Annotated in this window: 13 protein-coding genes; 3 read left to right on the top strand and 10 right to left on the bottom strand. The window is 72.5% G+C overall.

Features of this window, described 5'->3' with window-relative positions; translation table 11 throughout:
* The first annotated feature begins 259 nt into the window (after nucleotides 1–259).
* Entirely contained in the window at nucleotides 260–1,177 is a 918-nt protein-coding gene (locus WMF42_RS35525; protein WP_061611303.1) for a zinc metalloprotease, read from the top strand.
* Nucleotides 1,178–1,288: 111 nt separating this feature from the next.
* Here the strand turns inward: WMF42_RS35525 and WMF42_RS35520 are convergent, their stop codons facing one another.
* The 7 genes from WMF42_RS35520 to WMF42_RS35490 form a co-directional block, all read right to left on the bottom strand.
* Nucleotides 1,289–2,080 carry a coiled-coil domain-containing protein 22 gene (locus tag WMF42_RS35520; RefSeq protein WP_233562309.1) on the bottom strand — a complete coding sequence of 264 codons (792 nt, stop codon included), beginning with the start codon at nucleotides 2,078–2,080 and terminating at the stop codon, nucleotides 1,289–1,291.
* Nucleotides 2,081–2,123: 43 nt separating this feature from the next.
* Entirely contained in the window at nucleotides 2,124–2,339 is a 216-nt protein-coding gene (locus WMF42_RS35515; protein ID WP_437687489.1) for a hypothetical protein, read from the bottom strand.
* A 143-nt stretch (nucleotides 2,340–2,482) separates the two neighbouring features.
* Nucleotides 2,483–3,319 (bottom strand): hypothetical protein, encoded by an 837-nt coding sequence (locus WMF42_RS35510; protein WP_061611305.1) that lies wholly within the window; start codon nucleotides 3,317–3,319, stop codon nucleotides 2,483–2,485.
* The gene (locus tag WMF42_RS35505; RefSeq protein ID WP_437687487.1) at nucleotides 3,301–4,449 is read right to left on the bottom strand and encodes a peptidase MA family metallohydrolase; all 1,149 of its coding nucleotides are present in this window, start codon (nucleotides 4,447–4,449) and stop codon (nucleotides 3,301–3,303) included. Before WMF42_RS35505 ends, WMF42_RS35510 begins: the two co-directional genes overlap by 19 nt.
* The gene (locus WMF42_RS35500; RefSeq protein ID WP_437687485.1) at nucleotides 4,446–5,306 is read right to left on the bottom strand and encodes a hypothetical protein; all 861 of its coding nucleotides are present in this window, start codon (nucleotides 5,304–5,306) and stop codon (nucleotides 4,446–4,448) included. The genes WMF42_RS35505 and WMF42_RS35500 overlap by 4 nt, the downstream gene beginning before the upstream one ends.
* A 118-nt stretch (nucleotides 5,307–5,424) precedes the next feature.
* Nucleotides 5,425–6,414 (bottom strand): NAD-dependent epimerase/dehydratase family protein, encoded by a 990-nt coding sequence (locus tag WMF42_RS35495; protein WP_061609387.1) that lies wholly within the window; start codon nucleotides 6,412–6,414, stop codon nucleotides 5,425–5,427.
* Nucleotides 6,415–6,503: 89 nt separating this feature from the next.
* On the bottom strand, nucleotides 6,504–7,640 hold the full coding sequence (locus tag WMF42_RS35490) for a hypothetical protein (RefSeq protein WP_061609388.1): 1,137 nt from the start codon (nucleotides 7,638–7,640) through the stop codon (nucleotides 6,504–6,506).
* Between the two features lie 152 nt (nucleotides 7,641–7,792).
* Between WMF42_RS35490 and WMF42_RS35485 the strand changes: the two genes are divergently transcribed.
* Nucleotides 7,793–10,036 (top strand): cyclic nucleotide-binding domain-containing protein, encoded by a 2,244-nt coding sequence (locus tag WMF42_RS35485; RefSeq protein ID WP_437687482.1) that lies wholly within the window; start codon nucleotides 7,793–7,795, stop codon nucleotides 10,034–10,036.
* A 75-nt stretch (nucleotides 10,037–10,111) separates the two neighbouring features.
* Here WMF42_RS35485 and WMF42_RS35480 read toward each other — a convergent pair whose 3' ends face one another.
* Together WMF42_RS35480 and WMF42_RS35475 are read right to left on the bottom strand one after the other, a co-directional pair.
* On the bottom strand, nucleotides 10,112–11,764 hold the full coding sequence (locus WMF42_RS35480) for a serine/threonine protein kinase (RefSeq protein ID WP_437687480.1): 1,653 nt from the start codon (nucleotides 11,762–11,764) through the stop codon (nucleotides 10,112–10,114).
* 86 nt (nucleotides 11,765–11,850) lie between these two features.
* A complete protein-coding gene (locus WMF42_RS35475; protein ID WP_437687478.1) occupies nucleotides 11,851–12,915 on the bottom strand; it encodes a serine/threonine-protein kinase in 1,065 nt (354 codons plus the stop codon).
* 416 nt (nucleotides 12,916–13,331) lie between these two features.
* On the opposite strand from WMF42_RS35475, the gene WMF42_RS35470 reads away from it, so the two are divergent.
* Entirely contained in the window at nucleotides 13,332–14,048 is a 717-nt protein-coding gene (locus WMF42_RS35470) for a helix-turn-helix domain-containing protein (RefSeq protein WP_437687476.1), read from the top strand.
* 112 nt (nucleotides 14,049–14,160) lie between these two features.
* On the opposite strand, the gene WMF42_RS35465 is transcribed toward WMF42_RS35470, so the two are convergent.
* Nucleotides 14,161–14,652: a hypothetical protein gene (locus WMF42_RS35465; RefSeq protein WP_437687474.1), complete on the bottom strand. Its 492-nt coding sequence runs from the start codon at nucleotides 14,650–14,652 to the stop codon at nucleotides 14,161–14,163.
* Nucleotides 14,653–15,293: the final 641 nt, after the last annotated feature.

Raw genomic sequence — 15,293 nt, 5'->3', positions numbered from 1 at the left:
GGCTCGCGTGCTCCATTATGGAGCGATCGCTCCATGTTGGAGCAGCAACAGTCTCCGCGCCGCACACGTCATTGCGCCGCGTCATCGCGCTCGCGCGCCCGCAGATGCAGCCGGCGTTCGACGGAAGGCGCAAGACGACCAAGACGTGGAATCTCACCTTGTCGTCTTGAGCGGAATCGGTCTTTTGGAATTGAACCGATTGTCACGGTGGATATATATTCCTGCTTCCTTTGCGGGGCCTGAACCAAGGAGAATGTCCATGCGAGCTCGGACGTGTGCGGAGGTACTTGCCTTAGTCGTGATCGCTGGCCTGAGCGCCGCGTGCAACGGCGACCCCTCGACCCCCGCGGAGGAAGCGCCGGCCGTCGCCGATGTCGATCCCGAGCAGGTGGAGGCGGCCCCGGCTCCCCTGCGGCGCAGCTGCGGGACCGTCGAGCTGAGCGACATGGAAAAGGAGGAGGTCGAGCTGTTCGTCCGCAGCCGGGTGCCGGCCGGGTTCACCGCGGGCGCGTCGGTCGTGATCCCCGTGCACTTCCACGTCATCAACAAGGGGGCGGGCACCTCGAACGGCGACGTGACTGACGCCATGATCGCGGAGCAGATCGATGTGCTCAACGCCGCTTACGCGAGCACCCGCTTCAGCTTCGACCTGGCCTCGGTCGACCGGACCACGAACGCGACCTGGTACACGATGGGGCAGGGCTCCACGGCCGAGCGGAACGCCAAGAATGCGCTCCGCCAGGGTGGTCCCGACCACCTCAATCTCTACACGGCCAACCCGGGCAACGGTCTACTCGGCTGGGCCACGTTCCCCAGTGACTACGCGAGGAGCCCGAAGAGCGACGGCGTCGTCGTGCTCCACTCCTCGCTGCCCGGCGGCAGGGCGGCGCCGTACAACGAGGGAGATACGGCGACGCACGAGGTCGGTCACTGGCTCGGCCTCTACCACACGTTCCAGGGTGGCTGCGCGAGGGACGCGACGAAGGGGGACATGGTCGCCGACACGGCGGCCGAGAAGTCGCCCGCGTACGGTTGCCCGACCGGCCGGGACACCTGCAATACCAGCGGGGCCGACCCCATCCAGAACTACATGGATTACACCGACGACTTCTGCATGGATGCGTTCACCGGGGGGCAGGCCGATCGCATGTCGGCGCAGTGGGACGCGTATCGTTGAGGGGTGACCGACGGGGGTGGGCGGCTGACCGGAACCGGAGATCGCAGCCGGCCGGCGGGCGGTGGAGGGCTCCGCCGCTCGCCAGCGGGCGCGGGCGTCGTCAGCGATCGATCACGTCGACTTGACCTGCGCGCGGCGCTCGAAGCTCTGGCTCGAGCCGAGGATGCGGGGCACGGGCTTGGCCGGGGCCGCAGGGGCATCGCCCGCGTCCCCGTCGCCCTGCGCGAGGCGCTGCTGGCGGCGGGTGCCGGCCTGCACGCCGAAGTACACGCCGAGGAACGTCACGAGGCCCCATCCGAGCAGGCCGAGGGCGACGAGGCCGGTCTGGCGCGAGGCGTCGCCCCCGAGCCGGCTCACCTCCTCCATCGGCGCCGACAGCTTGCTCACCTCCTGCATCGGCTCGCGCAGCGTCGCGACCTGCTCCATCGGCTGCTTCAGCCCGGCGACGTCGCGCATCGGGGCGTTCAGGGCCGCCACGTCGCGCATCGGGGCGTTCAGGGCCGCCACGTCGGCGAGCGGACCCCGGATGCCCGCGAGGCTCTCGTTCATCGCGGCGATCGTCGCCTTCATCTCGCTCAGCCGATCCATCGACCGCTCGAGGCTCGCTGTCTCGCGCAGGCTCTGCTGCATCGCGTCCATCGACCCCTTGAGCTCGGCGAGCCGATCCATCGCCGCCTGCATCTCGGCGACCTTCTCCATCGGCTGGCGCAGCTCGGCGAGGCGCTCGATGCCCTGCTGCGATTCTCGCAGCGTCGCATTCGACTCCTCGATCGTCGCGCGCATGCGCCGCATCTCCTCCGTGGTCGCCTGGATGGAGCGCGTGTTCGTGTCCACCATCGTCGCCATGCCGCAGCCCGTCGAGGTGACGACGAGCAGCGCCACCGGCGCAATCTGACGGATCATTTCCCAATGCATGCCCGATCGTTGATGCCTCGAAGGCAATGCGTCAACGTCGATTTGACGCGGTGCGCTGGAATATGACATAGCCGTGTCCGGGGGGTGAGGCGCTGTGGGACGTTGGCGCGCGTCGCACCGCGATCTGCGCGGCGAGGCCCTTGCTCGCGCGGCGCTGTGAAATGCCGGTGCCGAACCCGAGGACGTCGACGCGTCGCGCGCGGAATCGAGGCGTCGATTCGGCCGCAATGGCCGACGCGATGAACACGGCATCTCCCGGGGGCGCGGCCCGCGGCTGTCAACGCGACGCCGCCGCGCCTCGCGACGACGCGACGTTCACCGGACGCCGGGGCGGCGGGGAAGGTGGGAAGGTGAGGGAGGCGCGAGGCGGCCGTGCGCGGGCGGCGACGCTCAGGGCGCGGGTCGATCGGGACGCGGCGCGCCGGCGCGGAGGACGAGCGCGGCGAGGATCGCGAGCACCGCCGCGGCGAGCCAGGCCGGGGGGCCAAAGGCGCGGGTGCCGGCGGCGAGCGCGCCGTCGACCCACGTGACGTCGAGCAGGGAGCCGCGCAGGCCCGCGCCCGCGAGCGCGGTGAAGCTCGCGTGGGCAGCGACCGCGGCGAACGCGCCGCGACAGTGGCGGAACAGCGCCGCGGTGAGCGCGCCGAGCGCGGCGGCGAGGGCGAAGCTCGACGCTGTCGCGCCCGGGGCGAGCCCGAGCGCGGCGCCGTGGGCGAGGGCGGAGAAGGCCACCGCCCAGCGGCTCGAGAGCCCGGCGCGCGCCGCGGTGGCGAGCGGGATGCCCGAGAGCAGGAGCTCGTCGCGGACGGCGAGCGCGACCGCGCGCGCCAGGGCGAAGGCGAAGCTCAACGACGGCGCGCCGGCCTCGACTGTCGCCCAGCCGGAGGCGAGGGAGGCGCCGAGCGTGAGCACAACGGCGAGCGCGCCGAGGGCGGCGCCGAGGCCGACGCGGCGGGCCAGGCGCGCGCGGTGGCCCGGGGCCTCCCGCTCGAGCGGATCGGTCCACTGCACGCCGGCCCGCACCGCGACGAGGTCGGCGACGACGGCGCCCGCGAGCGCCGCGGCGAGCGGGCTCGACCCGAGGAGCGCGGAGAGGAGCTGCAAGGCCGCGGCGAGGCCGACGAGCCAGGCGGCGCCGAGCGCGAGATCGATGAGGCGGCGCTGCTGCCGCGCGCGATCGGGCGGGGGACCGCCGCCCTCGGCCGCGTTCAGTGGAGCGTGTGCCACTGGCCGTTGTGCTCCACCTTCGGGACGCCCATGTCGCCGTCCGCCTCGCCGCGGTGCCGCGCGCCCAGGGTGGCCACGAGCTGGGCCGTGGACGCGCGCGCGGGCCGGTGGCGCGTCTCCGGCGCCGCGCGGAGCCGCCGGTGCGGCGCGGGAGGCGCCGCCGGTTTGCGGACGCGGAGCCGCTGCATGCCGAGCGCGCCCACGACGATCAGCCCGAGCAAGAGCAGCGAGCCGGCCAGCACCGGGAGGAACCCGTAGCGGCGCGCGACGTCGTCGCGCCAGGCGAGCTCGAGGTCGTGGCGGGTCGAGGCGTAGGCGACCTCGAGCGCGTCCGCGAGCGGCGCGCCGGCGCGCACCGCGTCGAGGGCGCGCGTGAAGCTCGGCCGCCGCTCGCCCTCGATGAGGAAGCGGAGGACGTCGGCCGACTGCGCGTGGGCCACCGACGCGGCGGGATCCGCGGCGCCCGCGAGGCTCGCCTCCAGGTCGTCGAGCGGGAGGAGGTGCCCGCGGAGCGCGGCGACGGAGAGCCGCTGCGCGCGGCGCGCGGCGCGCTCGCCCGCCGCATGGACGGCGAACCCCTCATGGAACCAGCGCGGGAGCGGGGCGCCGCCGGTGACCTCGTCGAGGGCGAGGTGCGCGATCTCGTGGCGGAAGGCGCTCTCGAGATCGGGCGCGTCGACGCCCGGCCGCGGGGAGGCGCTCAGGACAGCGAGCCGCAGCGCGCCGAACGACGCGGCGGTCGCCGGGCCCGCGAGCCCCCCGGGGACGAGGTTGTCGAGCTCGGCGGGGACCGCGGCGATCCGGACCTTCACGGGGGCGACCAGCGCCGGGCGGCCGAGCAGGGCGCTGAGCTCGGCGCGGATGGCGCCGGCATGGACGATCAGGGGGCGGACGCGATCGCGGGTCGACGGGCGGTAAGCGAACTCGATCCAGCCGAGATCCTCGGTGTGGTACTCCGGCGGGGGCGGCGGGACGGCGAGCGCGGCCTTGCCGTCGAGCGACGCGGCGGGCGCGTCGTAGATGCGGGGCGCGGCGCCGGCGGGCCCGGGCGCGGCGGCGATCGCGACGCACAGGAGCGCCGCGAGCCTGTGGCTCAACGCCGCCGGGCTGCGCCGGGTGGGGCACGTCATGGCGCGATCCGACCGCGGAGGTGAACCGTGCCGCCGTCGTCGCCCCCCGTCTGAGCGAGCACCAGCACCGCGATGCCCGTCACGGCGACGCCTGCGAGCGGCCCCCAGAACCAGGGCGAGCTCCACACCGAGCGCCGCCCGGACGAGCCCTGGTCGCCGGCCGCGGCCTTCGACGTCAGATCGACGCCCGCGCGCGGGTCATCGCGGAGGGGCCCGCTGCGCGCCGCCGCGGGCGCGGGCGGCGCCGCCGGGCGAGCCGCGGCGCCTCGGTCACGCTCGTCGCCGGCGAGCAGCGCGCGGACGGCCGCGGCCGCGCCCGGCCAGTCGAATGTTGCAGCGGCGGTCGCGCCTTCCTCCGTCCGCTGGACCGTCGCGCCGAGCTCGAGCGGCGCGTAGCTCGCCCCGGCGACGCGGAGCACGCGCGCGACGGGGTGGCCCTGCGCCGTGGTCACCGCCACGACGAGCGCCGCGCCGGCGTCCGCGCCCAGCGACGCGAGCAGCCGGCGCGCGACCGGCTCGGACTCGGCGCGCCCGGCGGAACGACGCACCACCGCGAGCTCCTTCACGGCGGCCGGCGCGTCCGGCGCCGGGGGTTCGCCGGCGAGCGCCTGCGCCGACGCCTCGTCGACGGGCGGGCGAAGCGCGGGGTCGCGGTAGATCGAGCGAGCGAGCGAGCGAGCCGCCTCGACGCTCGCGTCGTCCACCGCCACCACGACGGCGCCGCGCAGCGCCGATCGGGGCGCGTCGCCGCCCACGCGCGGGGCGTCCGCCGCGGCGTCGCCGCCCGCGCGCGGGGCGTCCGCCGCGCCGTCGCCGCCGCGGGGCGGCGCTTCGGCCTGCGCGGGCGCGGACGTCAAGCCGAGCGCTACCGCGACGAGGGCCGGAGCTGCCGACGTACAGCGGGACATGCGGTTACGGTACGGAGGCCGCGGGCGAGCGTCAAACGGCGCGCGGCGCGGCGCCACGTGCGCCACGTCAGAGCCAGCCGTGCTCGCGGTACCAGGCGACCGCGCGGCGCGTCCCCTCGGCCCAGCTCACCTGAGGCTCCCAGCCGAGCTCGCGGCGCGCCTCGCCGGCGTCGCATACCCAGTGCGACGCGGAGAGCTCGTTCAGCTTGTCGCGCGTGAGCATCACGGGCTTGCCGGTGAGGCGGCTCATCCCCTCGCTCGCGAGCGCGGCGCCGCGCATGAGGGAGAAGGGCACGCCGACCCGGACGAACGCCCGCGCGCCGATCGCCGACTCCACGTCCGCCAGCATGTCGCGCCACACGTAGACGCGGCCGTCGTCGATGAAATACGCCCGGCCGCTCGGCACGTCGCTCTCGAGCGCCCGGATGCACGCGGCGGCCGCGTCGGAGGCGTAGATGACGCTCAGCGTGTTCTTGCCGTCGCCGAGCATCGGGAGGAAGCGGCGCGCGACGCTCTGGAAGAACGCGAACGACTCCTGATCGCGCGGGCCGTAGATCATCGGGGGGCGCAGGACGACCACCGGCAACGCGTCCTTCTCGGCGAGGACCAGCCGCTCCGCCTCGAGCTTCGAGCGCCCGTAGCGCGTCACCGGGGCCGGGCGCGCGTCGGGGGCGACGGGGCGGCCGTCGAGGCTCGGGCCGATGGCGGCGAGGCTCGAGACGAACACGAAGCGCTTCATGGATGGCGCCGCCTTCGCCGCGTCGAGCATGTTCCGCGTGCCGCCGACGTTGACCCGGAAGAACTCCGCCTCGTCGCGCGCCTTGACGAGCCCGGCCGAGTGCACGATCGCGTCGACGCCCGCGTCGACCACCGCGCGGCGGACGCTCTCCGCGTCCTCGATGGCGCCGTACGCGAGCTCGACGCCGCGCAGCGACGACAGGAACTTCGTGCTCGACGAGCGCCGCACCAGGGCGACGACGCCGTGCCCCTTCTGCACGAGCTGCTCGGCGACGTGCGAGCCGAGGAACCCGCTCGCGCCCGTGACAAGCACCTTCATCGATCCGCTCCCTCCTCCAGCTCCCCGCGGCGACGGCCGCGCTCTATCGACGTGGGCGCGCTCGCGTCGAACGCGCGCGACCACATCGATCAGAGCGCCCGCTCGTAGATCCGGTACTTCTTGTAGACCCGGCCGCCCATCAGCCGGATGCCCGCGTTGATGGCGGCGTTGTCCTCCAGCGTCCACCCGAGCTCGCCGCCCTTCATGCCGAGCAGGTGCGCCGCCCGGTTCATCTCGACGTAGAGGAACGCGCTGAGCCCGGCGTAGCGCCGCGCGTGGCGCCACTTCTTGCGGATGCCGAGCACGACGAGGCGCCCGCTCTTCGGGCCGCGCACGCGCAGCCGCCACAGCAGCTTGAGGACGCCGGTCGGGAGGAGCTTGCCGTGCAAACCCTGGATCAGCTCGTTGAGATCGGGCAGCCCGACCGAGACGGCGGCCGGCTCGCCGTCGATGAACGTGAGCTTCGTCAGCTCGGGCATGAGGATGAGCCGCACGTCCTTCGCCCACTTGACGAGCTCCTTCTCCGTCATCGGGACGAAGCCCCAGTTGTCGCTCCAGGCGTCGTTGAAGACGTCCATGATGATGCGGATGTCGCGGAGCAGGTTCTTCGGGTCGCCGCAGCGCGTGTGCACCTCCGGCATCGCCAGGACCTCGGCGTGCGCCCGCTGCGCCCGCACGGGGATGTCGCCGACCTCGTAGCGCCACCCGTAGAGGTCCTTCACCTTCTCGAGCCCCGCCTGCTCGATGAGCCGGCCCTGGTGCGGCAGGTGGTAGGGCAACATGATCACCGGCGGGCGATCGAAGCCCTCGACGAGACAGCCGATCTCCTCGTTGATCGAGAGCGAGTAAGGGCCCCGCATGCGCTTCATCCCGCGCGCGCGCAGCCAGCCCGCGGCCTCGGCGAGCAGCGCCTGCGCCGTCTCGGGGTCGTCGATCGTGTCGAGGAAACCGAACAGGCCTGTCTCGTCGCGGTGGTGTCTCAGGTGCTCGTGATCGACCTGCGCCGTGATCCGGCCCGCGGGCCGGCCGTCCTTGTACGCCACCCACGCCGTCCCCTCGGCGTGCTCGAAGAACGGGTTCTTCTTCCTGTCGAGCCGATCGGCGATGTCCAGGTCGAGCGGGCGGATATAGTTGGGCTCACCCTCGTAGATCGTGTCGACCACGTTCAGGAAGTCTTTGAGGACCTTCCTGTCGCCGTTCCTAAGCTCGCGGAGCTCGATAGCCATAGGGGGCAAGCCCGTACCTTCCGGGACGCGGCGCCGCAAGGGGCTCGCGCGGCCCCTGGCCCGGCGCTGATCGGGGAACGCGGCGCCCGCGGAGCCGGTAAGCTCCCGCGGAGGGCGGCTGTCCGGCGCCCGGCAAATCAGGTGGACGCAGCATGATGACCCCGAAGGAGTTCCAGAGGCAGTTCAAGCGGCTGCTGATGAGCCGCGTCGATGGCATGGACTGGGAGGACAAGCTCGCCCGGGTCCGCCAGTACCTGCGCCAGCTCGAGGCGCGCCAGAGCCCGGAGGAAGAGTCGGCCGAGCTCTCGCCGTCGCTGGAGCTCATCCCGTTCGAGCCCGGCAAGCGGCCCGTCGACGAGGCGCTCTACCCGGGGCACGGGTGCAGCGAGCGCGTCGGCTGCATCAACACGTCGGGCGACCCGGCGGAGCTCGGCGACGAGGTGTGGCTGCTCTACCGCCTGCGCGACCTCTACGCGTTCGTCGCCCCGTTCGAGCGGCCGTTCGAGGTGACCCTGTCGGCGTGGTTCCTCCCCGCGAGCCCCGGCGACGGAGAGCCGTGCCCGGTGCCCGGCATCCTCGACCTGCCGCTCAGCCCCCAGATCGTCTCGACGTCGTCCTACCCCGTCCCGATGCTCGAGCCCGCCCCCTGGAACTCGTTCCACCAGACGGTCTACGTCGCCACGATCGCGCCGGCGAAGCAGCTCATGCCGCACCCGCCCGGCGAGGAGACCGGCGGCGGCTACCACTGGCTCGACCTGCCCGCGTCGTTCCGCGAGCGCATCCCGGACGGCGCCGATCCCTTCACGTTCGCGAGCCTGTTCCGGCAGCAGCTCCGGGTCGAGATCCGGCTCAGCGAGGCGGGCAGGACCGTCTGCTCCGAGTCGACGGACGTCGAGATCTTCGACACCGGCCGCTTCGGCTCGCTCTACACGCGCCTGCTCGACCGGCTCGTCAAGGCGGACACGGAGGTCCAGCAGCGCGCGCTCGGGATCGACGAGCTCCACGTTGGCTACCACCCGTGGTTCCCGGTGCTGACGATCGGCATGGACAAGGCCCTGCTGTACCTCCGCGCCATCCACCAGGACCTCGAGCAGCACCGGCGCAACCTGCCCGACCCCCGCTGGCTGCTGCGGGTGGGGCTCTACCTCGAGCTGCTCACGTGCCTCGGCATCTTCGAGGCCGTGAAGCACGAGTACCCGGACATGCTCTCGCCGGAGGAGCGCGAGGCGTTCGAGGAGGGCGCCTCGTTCGCGCCCATCCGCGCGGCGCTCGACGTGGCGGCGTGGCGGCAGGTCTGGGACCTGCGGCACATCGCGCCGCGGGCGGCCGGCTTCTTCGCGGCGGGGCCCGTGAGCCTGACGAACCTGATGCGCAAGCAGAAGGCCACGCTCGCGTTCCTGCACACCCACCACGCGGACCTCCAGCGGGCGATCGAGCTCGCCGGGCCCAACCTGTGGAACGCGCAGGAGACGTGGCACCGGGTGTTCCGCGACGCGGAGCGCGCGGTGCTCAAGAACAGCGCGCTCGCGTTCCCGGAGCTCGCGCACCTCGACCCGCGCTGGCGCGAGTTCGCGCTCTGGCACCAGCGGGGCGACGTGCGCCTGTTCGGGCTCAGCCTCATGCCCGAGGCGCTGACGGCGCTGTTCGGCGATCAGGACGGCATCTTCCCCGCGGCGTGCCGGCAGTACCGGAAGTCGATGAACGACGTCGCCCGGTGGGCGTCCGAGCGGCAGCTCATGGACTACACGGGCGACGAGTGCATCCCGCGGAACGCGAGCCTGCTCGAGGCGTACATGGAGAAGAACGCGCAGCTGCTCGCCGCGCTGCAGCGGCGCGACGGCTACGGGGCCGCGCAGTCGATCGATCTCGACGAGCCGAGCCAGGCCCCGCGCGAGGCGAGCGCCGAGGACCTCGTGACGCTGCTCCGGCGGACGCCGGTGTTCAAGCCGCTGCTCGATCGCGAGCTCCGCAAGCTCGCCACGAAGGCGCGCCGGGTCGAGTACGGCCCGCTCGACCGGATCGTGCTGCAGGGGCAGCGGGACTCGTCGATGTTCCTTGTCGCCTCCGGCGCCGTCGAGGTCCTGGTGCGGCACCCCGACGGGCAGGACTCGACGGTCGCCGCGCTCGAGAAGGGCGCCGTCTTCGGCGAGTTCGCGCTGCTCACGGGCGAGGAGCGCACCGCGACGGTGCGCGCCGTCGACGAGGTGGTGCTCTACGAGATCACGAAGGAGGCGCTGCAGCCGATCATCGAGGCGCGCCCGCAGCTCGTGATCGAGCTCAGCCTGCTGATGGCCTCGCGCCAGGCCCACCTGCGCGACGCGGCCGAGCGCTACATCGAGGCCGAGGAGAAGGTGCGGAGCCTCGCCGGGCGCATCCGCCGGTTCGTGCTCGGCTGAGCGCGCCGCGCCCGCCGAGCCCCCCGAGCGCGGCCGCGCTCCCGCGGCTCGGCGGGCGCGCTGCGGGGGGCGCGCTCAGCCCTTCAGGAGCCACGCGATGGCGTCGGTCTCCGACGTGAAGAACGAGTACTCGGGCAGCCCCATGGCGGCCGACAGGCGGGAGATCTGCATCTTCGACAGCGCGCTGTGCACGAGGTTCGCCGCCCTGCGCATGTCGTGCTCGACGGCGTAGGCCATGGTCTGCCCGACGTAGGGGCTCACGTCCGGCTTCTGCGGCGGAAAATCCGCGATGTCCGCGAGCACGTACCAGGGCTTGCCGAGGTGGAGCAGCGCCGAGGCCTTCTGGCGGAAATCGTCGAGGTACGCCTTGGCCTCCTCGACGTCCCAGAACCCCCAGACCTTCACGTGGAGGATCCCCGTCGCCAGATCGGCCCTGATCTGGAACCGCCGCTGCGAGACGCGCTCGCGCCGCGACGTGGTATCGGACCTCCTCGACGGCTCGCCCGTGGGGGAGCTCGCCCGGCTGGACGTCTCGAGCGACGACGGCCGGGGCCGCGTCTCCGGGGGCCTCGAGGTGGGCGGCGGCGGCTCCTGGGAGCGGCGCGACGACGTGGGCGTCCTGCCCGGCTCGGAGGGCGTCCTGCCCGGCTCGGAGGGCGTCCTGCCCGGCTCGGGCGTCCTGGCCAGCTCGGGCACGGTGACGGTCGGGATGTCGGCGAAGCCCGGCGACACGCCGGGCCGCGAGGGCTGCGTCGGATCGGTAGGGCTCGGGCTGGGAGGGCCGGGCGGCAGCGGGGCCGGCAGCAGCACGACGCGCGACGCCCGCGGCAGCGGGACCCCGAGCGCGTCGGCGAGCGCGCTCACCGCGACGGACGCGCGCTCGAAGCGGTCCTCGGCCTTGAGCGCCGTCGCCTTGAAGAACCACCCGTCGAACGCCTCCGGCAGCGAGGCGGAGCGCCGCCGCGCCGCGCGGGCGCTGGGCGCCTCCGTCGCGCCGCGCAGGAGCTCCGACGCGAGCAGGTAAGGCGACGGGATCACCTCGGCCTCCTGGGACCAGTACGTCTCGCCGACGAGGAGCGCGTACGCGACCTGCCCGAGGGCGTAGATGTCGACGCGCGGGCCGATGTTGCGCTCGGCCCGGATCTGCTCGGGCGCCATGTACACGGGCGTGCCGAGCATCTGCCGCGTCAGCGTCGAGGCGTGGTGCTGCTCGATGACCTTGGCGATGCCGAAGTCGAGGATCTTCATGCACGGCGAGCCGTCGTCGCGGACGGTGACGAACAGGTTGTCCGGCTTGAGGTCGCGGTGGACGATGCCCGCGGCGTGCGTCTTGTCGAGCGCGAGCGCCGCCTGGAAGAGATAGATCGTGACGTCCTCGGCGGGGAGGGCGCCGCGCTTTTTGACGAGGCTGCCGAGCTCCTCGCCGCGGAGCAGCTCCATGACGATGAACGGCGTGCCGGTCTCGTCGTCGACGCCGGCGTCCGAGGTCCTGACGATGTGGTCGCTCTCGATGATGCCGGTGATGCGGGCCTCGAGGGCGAAGCGGGCGCGCAGCTCCTCGCTGTCGAGGAGGCTGGGCAGCATCACCTTGAGCGCGCGGCGCGTCGCCGTGACGTCGTCCATCACCTCGTAGACGGCGCCCATGCCGCCCGCCTTGATGACGCGCAGGACCTGATAGCGGTCGCGGAACCGCGTGTTCGGCTGCAGCAGGCCGGGCGAGGTGCTCATCCAGCGGCCCTCGATTCAGACATGGTCAGGAACACGCTATCGCAGCGGCTTCCCGCGTCGCAAGGCGCTCGGGTGGGGGAACGTGCTCAGGGCCGGACTGCGTCGCACCCGGCGGCGCCTTCGCCCTCGTCGCTTGCTCCGTCGCCTCCTCCTCCTCCCCGCGCGCGCTGATGGAGGAGTGGCACCAGCGCGGCCCAGAGCGCGCGGACGTCCTGGAAGCGCTCCTCGGGGGTGACCGCGAGCGCCCGGGCCACCCAGGCGTCCACCTCGGGCGGCAGATCGGGCCGGAAGGCGTGCAGGCTCGGCCGGGGGCCGCGGGCGGCGGCGATCAGGATGTCGACCCGGCTCGCGCCGGTGAACGGCACGCGCCCCGCGAGCACGCGGAAGAGCACCGCGCCGAGCGAGTAGATGTCGATCCGGTGGTCGATCTCCTGGGGCCGGCCCTTCCAGACCTCGGGCGCGATGTAGCTGGGCGACCCGGGGATCGCGCCCTCGCGGGTGAGGGGGTCGGCCTGCATGACCTTGACGAGCCCGAAGTCGAGCAACCGCACGCCGCCGCGCGCCGCGGCGCCGGACGGCGCGCCGGCGTCCGCGAGGCGCGCCGGCGCGCCGGCGGGGCGGGCACGATCGGCGGGGATCTGCGGTGGATCAGCGCCCGGAGGAGCCGGGGAGGACGAGGACGGATCCGTCGCGTCGCCCTCCAGGACGAAGATGTTGGCGGGCTTCAGGTCGCGGTGGACGATGCCGCGCGCGTGCGCGGCGTCGAGGGTGTCGAGGATCGGACGGAACAGCTCCTGGAGTCGGTCGATCGGGAGCCGCTGGTTCCGCGCCTCCAGGCGGCGCAGCGTCGTCTCGAGATCGCTGCCCTTCAGGAACTCCATCACGATGTAGAGCGTGCCGTCGGGCGCCTCGCTGAAGGCGAAGACCTGCGTGGCGCTGGTGCCGGCCAGCGCGCCCATGGCGCCTGCCTCGCGCCGCATGCGGGCCTTCAAGCCGGGGTCGCTGGCGAACTCGGGGTGGAGGCACTTGACGGCGACGTGGGCGCCGGTTCGCTGGTCGAGGGCGCGAAAGACGCTGCCGTGCCCTCCCCGACCGACCACCTCGAGCAGCTTGTACCGGCCGTCGATCACGTCGTCGATGTCGTGGGCCATCGGCAAGTCCTCGCTGTCCCGAGCGCGCTGCGGCGGCCAGCCCGCGCGAGACGCGCCCTGGTTGTAGCCGCTCCGCCGCCCCGGCGGTAGGGACGGGTGGAGGGCGCGCCCCGGGCAGGCGGCCGAGGGCGGGGGGGGGCCGCGCGGCAAGGGAGAGCGGGCCTGCTGGTGGGGGCGAGCGCGCAAGGAGCGAGCCCGCCTGCCGGAAGGGCCAGCGCGGGAGAGAACCGCGAGCTCGCCAGGAGGGCCACTGCGGGAAAGGGGAGACGCTGCAGGAGACGCCCAGCGCCGGGCTCAGGCGCCATCTTAGGAGTGACGGAAATTACCTGATGATTGCTTACAGTTGTCACATCGAGGTGGCGAATTTGGCTGTGTTGCCGGCCTGGTGATCCAGTGTAGAGTGCCGCCCACCTCCTATGAGATCGGTTCGCCAGAACAGCGACCTTCCCGCGGCGAGCAGCACAGTCCCGATAGCGCTCGACGTGCAAAAGGCCGGGTCCGTGGCGCAGGCGAGGGAGGTGGACGAGGACGAGGCGTGGACCTACGAGGTCGCTCACCCCGACGCGCCGTCGGATCTCACGGCGGTCGTCGGGGAGAACCTCCGGCGGCTCCGCACGCGGCGCGGGCTCTCGCTGGAGCGGCTCTCGAAGGTCTCCGGCGTCAGCCGCGCCATGCTCGGACAGATCGAGCTCGGCCGCAGCGCGCCGACGATCAACGTGCTGTGGAAGATCGCCCGCGCGCTCGAGGTGCCGTTCTCGGCGCTCGTCAGCAATCGCGCTTCCGGCGGGCCGATGCTGCTGCGCGGCGACCGCGCGAAGCGGCTGACCTCTCATGACGGAAAGTTCACGTCGCGCGCGCTCTTCCCGTTCGATTCGCCAAGAACGGTCGAGTTCTACGAGCTGCACCTGGCGCCGCTCGGCATCGAGAATGCGGATCCCCATCCGCCCGGCACGTCCGAGAACATCGTGGTGAGCCAGGGGACGGTCGAGATCAGCGTCGACGGACAGCGCTTCCTGCTGGCCACGGGCGACGCGCTCGTGTTTCAGGCGGATGTCCCGCACGTCTACCGCAATCCGGCGAACGTCGACTCGCTGATGTACCTCGTGATGACCTACTCGCTGCCGGCGCCCTGAGGAGGGGCGCGCTCCCCGCGGGGAGCAGGGGACGGCGAACAGGGCGGCGAAATGCAAGAACGCCGGCGTTCGCCGGCGCTCTGTCGTTCCAAGAAGGCTCTGGGGGGGCGGGTTACTTGGTCATCGCGGACATGCCCATCATCATGGGCATGCCGCCGCACATCATCATCATCGGCATCCCGGACGCCATCATCTTCGTCATCATGTCGCAGCGCTCCTTGAGCATGTCCATCGACATGCCCTCGGGCGGCGTCATCTTGCAGGTCATTCCGTCCTTGGTCATCTCACAGGACATCTTGCACATCATCGGCATGCCCATGCCCATCATGTTGGGCATCATGCTCATCATGTTCATCATGTTGGGCATCATGCCCATCATGCCGGGCATCATCGGCATGCCCATGCCCATCATGCCCATCCCCATGCCGGGCATCATCGGCATGCCCATGCCCATCATGTTGGGCATCATGCCCATCATGCCGGGCATCATCGGCATGCCCATGCCCATCATGCCGGGCATCATTGATCCGCCGGCGGTCATCTCCGGCGACGTCATGGGGTTCATCGTCTGCGGCATCATGGGCATCTGCATCGCGGTGGTCATGGGGGGCCTTCCTGTCTTCGGCGCTCGTCGCGTCCGAGAGCGGTTGTAGCCGGTCGGCGTGCGGTAGCAACGCGTTCACACGGGCGCCCATCGCTTTGCTCCAGTCTAGCGGAGGCACCTCCACGCGCTTGGAGGCGCTGGCGTCCCGAGCGGACGAACGTCCGTCATGGCGACGGCCGCCCGGCCCGGATCGCGCTCTCGAACTGCATCTACTCGAGCAGCGTCCAGGTGAGACGGGGGTCGTGCTGCGGCCACAGATGCGCGACCGGCGTCCAGCCGGCTCATGCGGGCGCGGGATGGCCGGCCTTGTCCTGCTCAGGTGTCGCTGACCCCTTCGGCGTCTTCAATCGCTGCCGCGATTGGTCCGCGCCACCTCGGTCCACCCTCGTCGCCTGCAGGGCGACGAGACCAGAGCCGGACGTCTCTTGCGCCCCAGCTCCGAGCCGCCCCCCGGGCAGCAACCGAGCTCGCCCAGGCTGCCAGTCCGGTCGAAGCAGCCATGCGCCGCACGCGCTTGCCGCGGCGCGAGCACGCCAGTCGCATGAGGCTGCTGCAAGAACTCCGGCCAGTCCACGCAGGCGAAGCTGCCGGAAACCGCCGACGGAGCCTGATGGAGGTGCCGCGCGGAGAGAGCGCCGGCG

This window comes from Sorangium sp. So ce176 (genome assembly GCF_051519835.1).
Taxonomy (GTDB): Bacteria; Myxococcota_A; Polyangia; order Polyangiales; family Polyangiaceae; genus Sorangium; species Sorangium cellulosum_G.
The sequence above is the reverse complement of the archived record's forward strand: the minus strand, read 5'-3'. Positions and strand labels throughout refer to the sequence as shown.

Coding starts and splice junctions, on each gene's coding strand:
- WMF42_RS35475 (WP_437687478.1), bottom strand. CDS start 12,915: ATGGCCCACGACATCGACGACGTGATCGACGGCCGGTACAAGCTGCTC.
- WMF42_RS35520 (WP_233562309.1), bottom strand. CDS start 2,080: ATGATCCGTCAGATTGCGCCGGTGGCGCTGCTCGTCGTCACCTCGACG.
- WMF42_RS35480 (WP_437687480.1), bottom strand. CDS start 11,764: ATGAGCACCTCGCCCGGCCTGCTGCAGCCGAACACGCGGTTCCGCGAC.
- WMF42_RS35505 (WP_437687487.1), bottom strand. CDS start 4,449: ATGACGTGCCCCACCCGGCGCAGCCCGGCGGCGTTGAGCCACAGGCTC.
- WMF42_RS35495 (WP_061609387.1), bottom strand. CDS start 6,414: ATGAAGGTGCTTGTCACGGGCGCGAGCGGGTTCCTCGGCTCGCACGTC.
- WMF42_RS35490 (WP_061609388.1), bottom strand. CDS start 7,640: ATGGCTATCGAGCTCCGCGAGCTTAGGAACGGCGACAGGAAGGTCCTC.
- WMF42_RS35470 (WP_437687476.1), top strand. CDS start 13,332: ATGAGATCGGTTCGCCAGAACAGCGACCTTCCCGCGGCGAGCAGCACA.
- WMF42_RS35485 (WP_437687482.1), top strand. CDS start 7,793: ATGATGACCCCGAAGGAGTTCCAGAGGCAGTTCAAGCGGCTGCTGATG.
- WMF42_RS35525 (WP_061611303.1), top strand. CDS start 260: ATGCGAGCTCGGACGTGTGCGGAGGTACTTGCCTTAGTCGTGATCGCT.
- WMF42_RS35465 (WP_437687474.1), bottom strand. CDS start 14,652: ATGACCACCGCGATGCAGATGCCCATGATGCCGCAGACGATGAACCCC.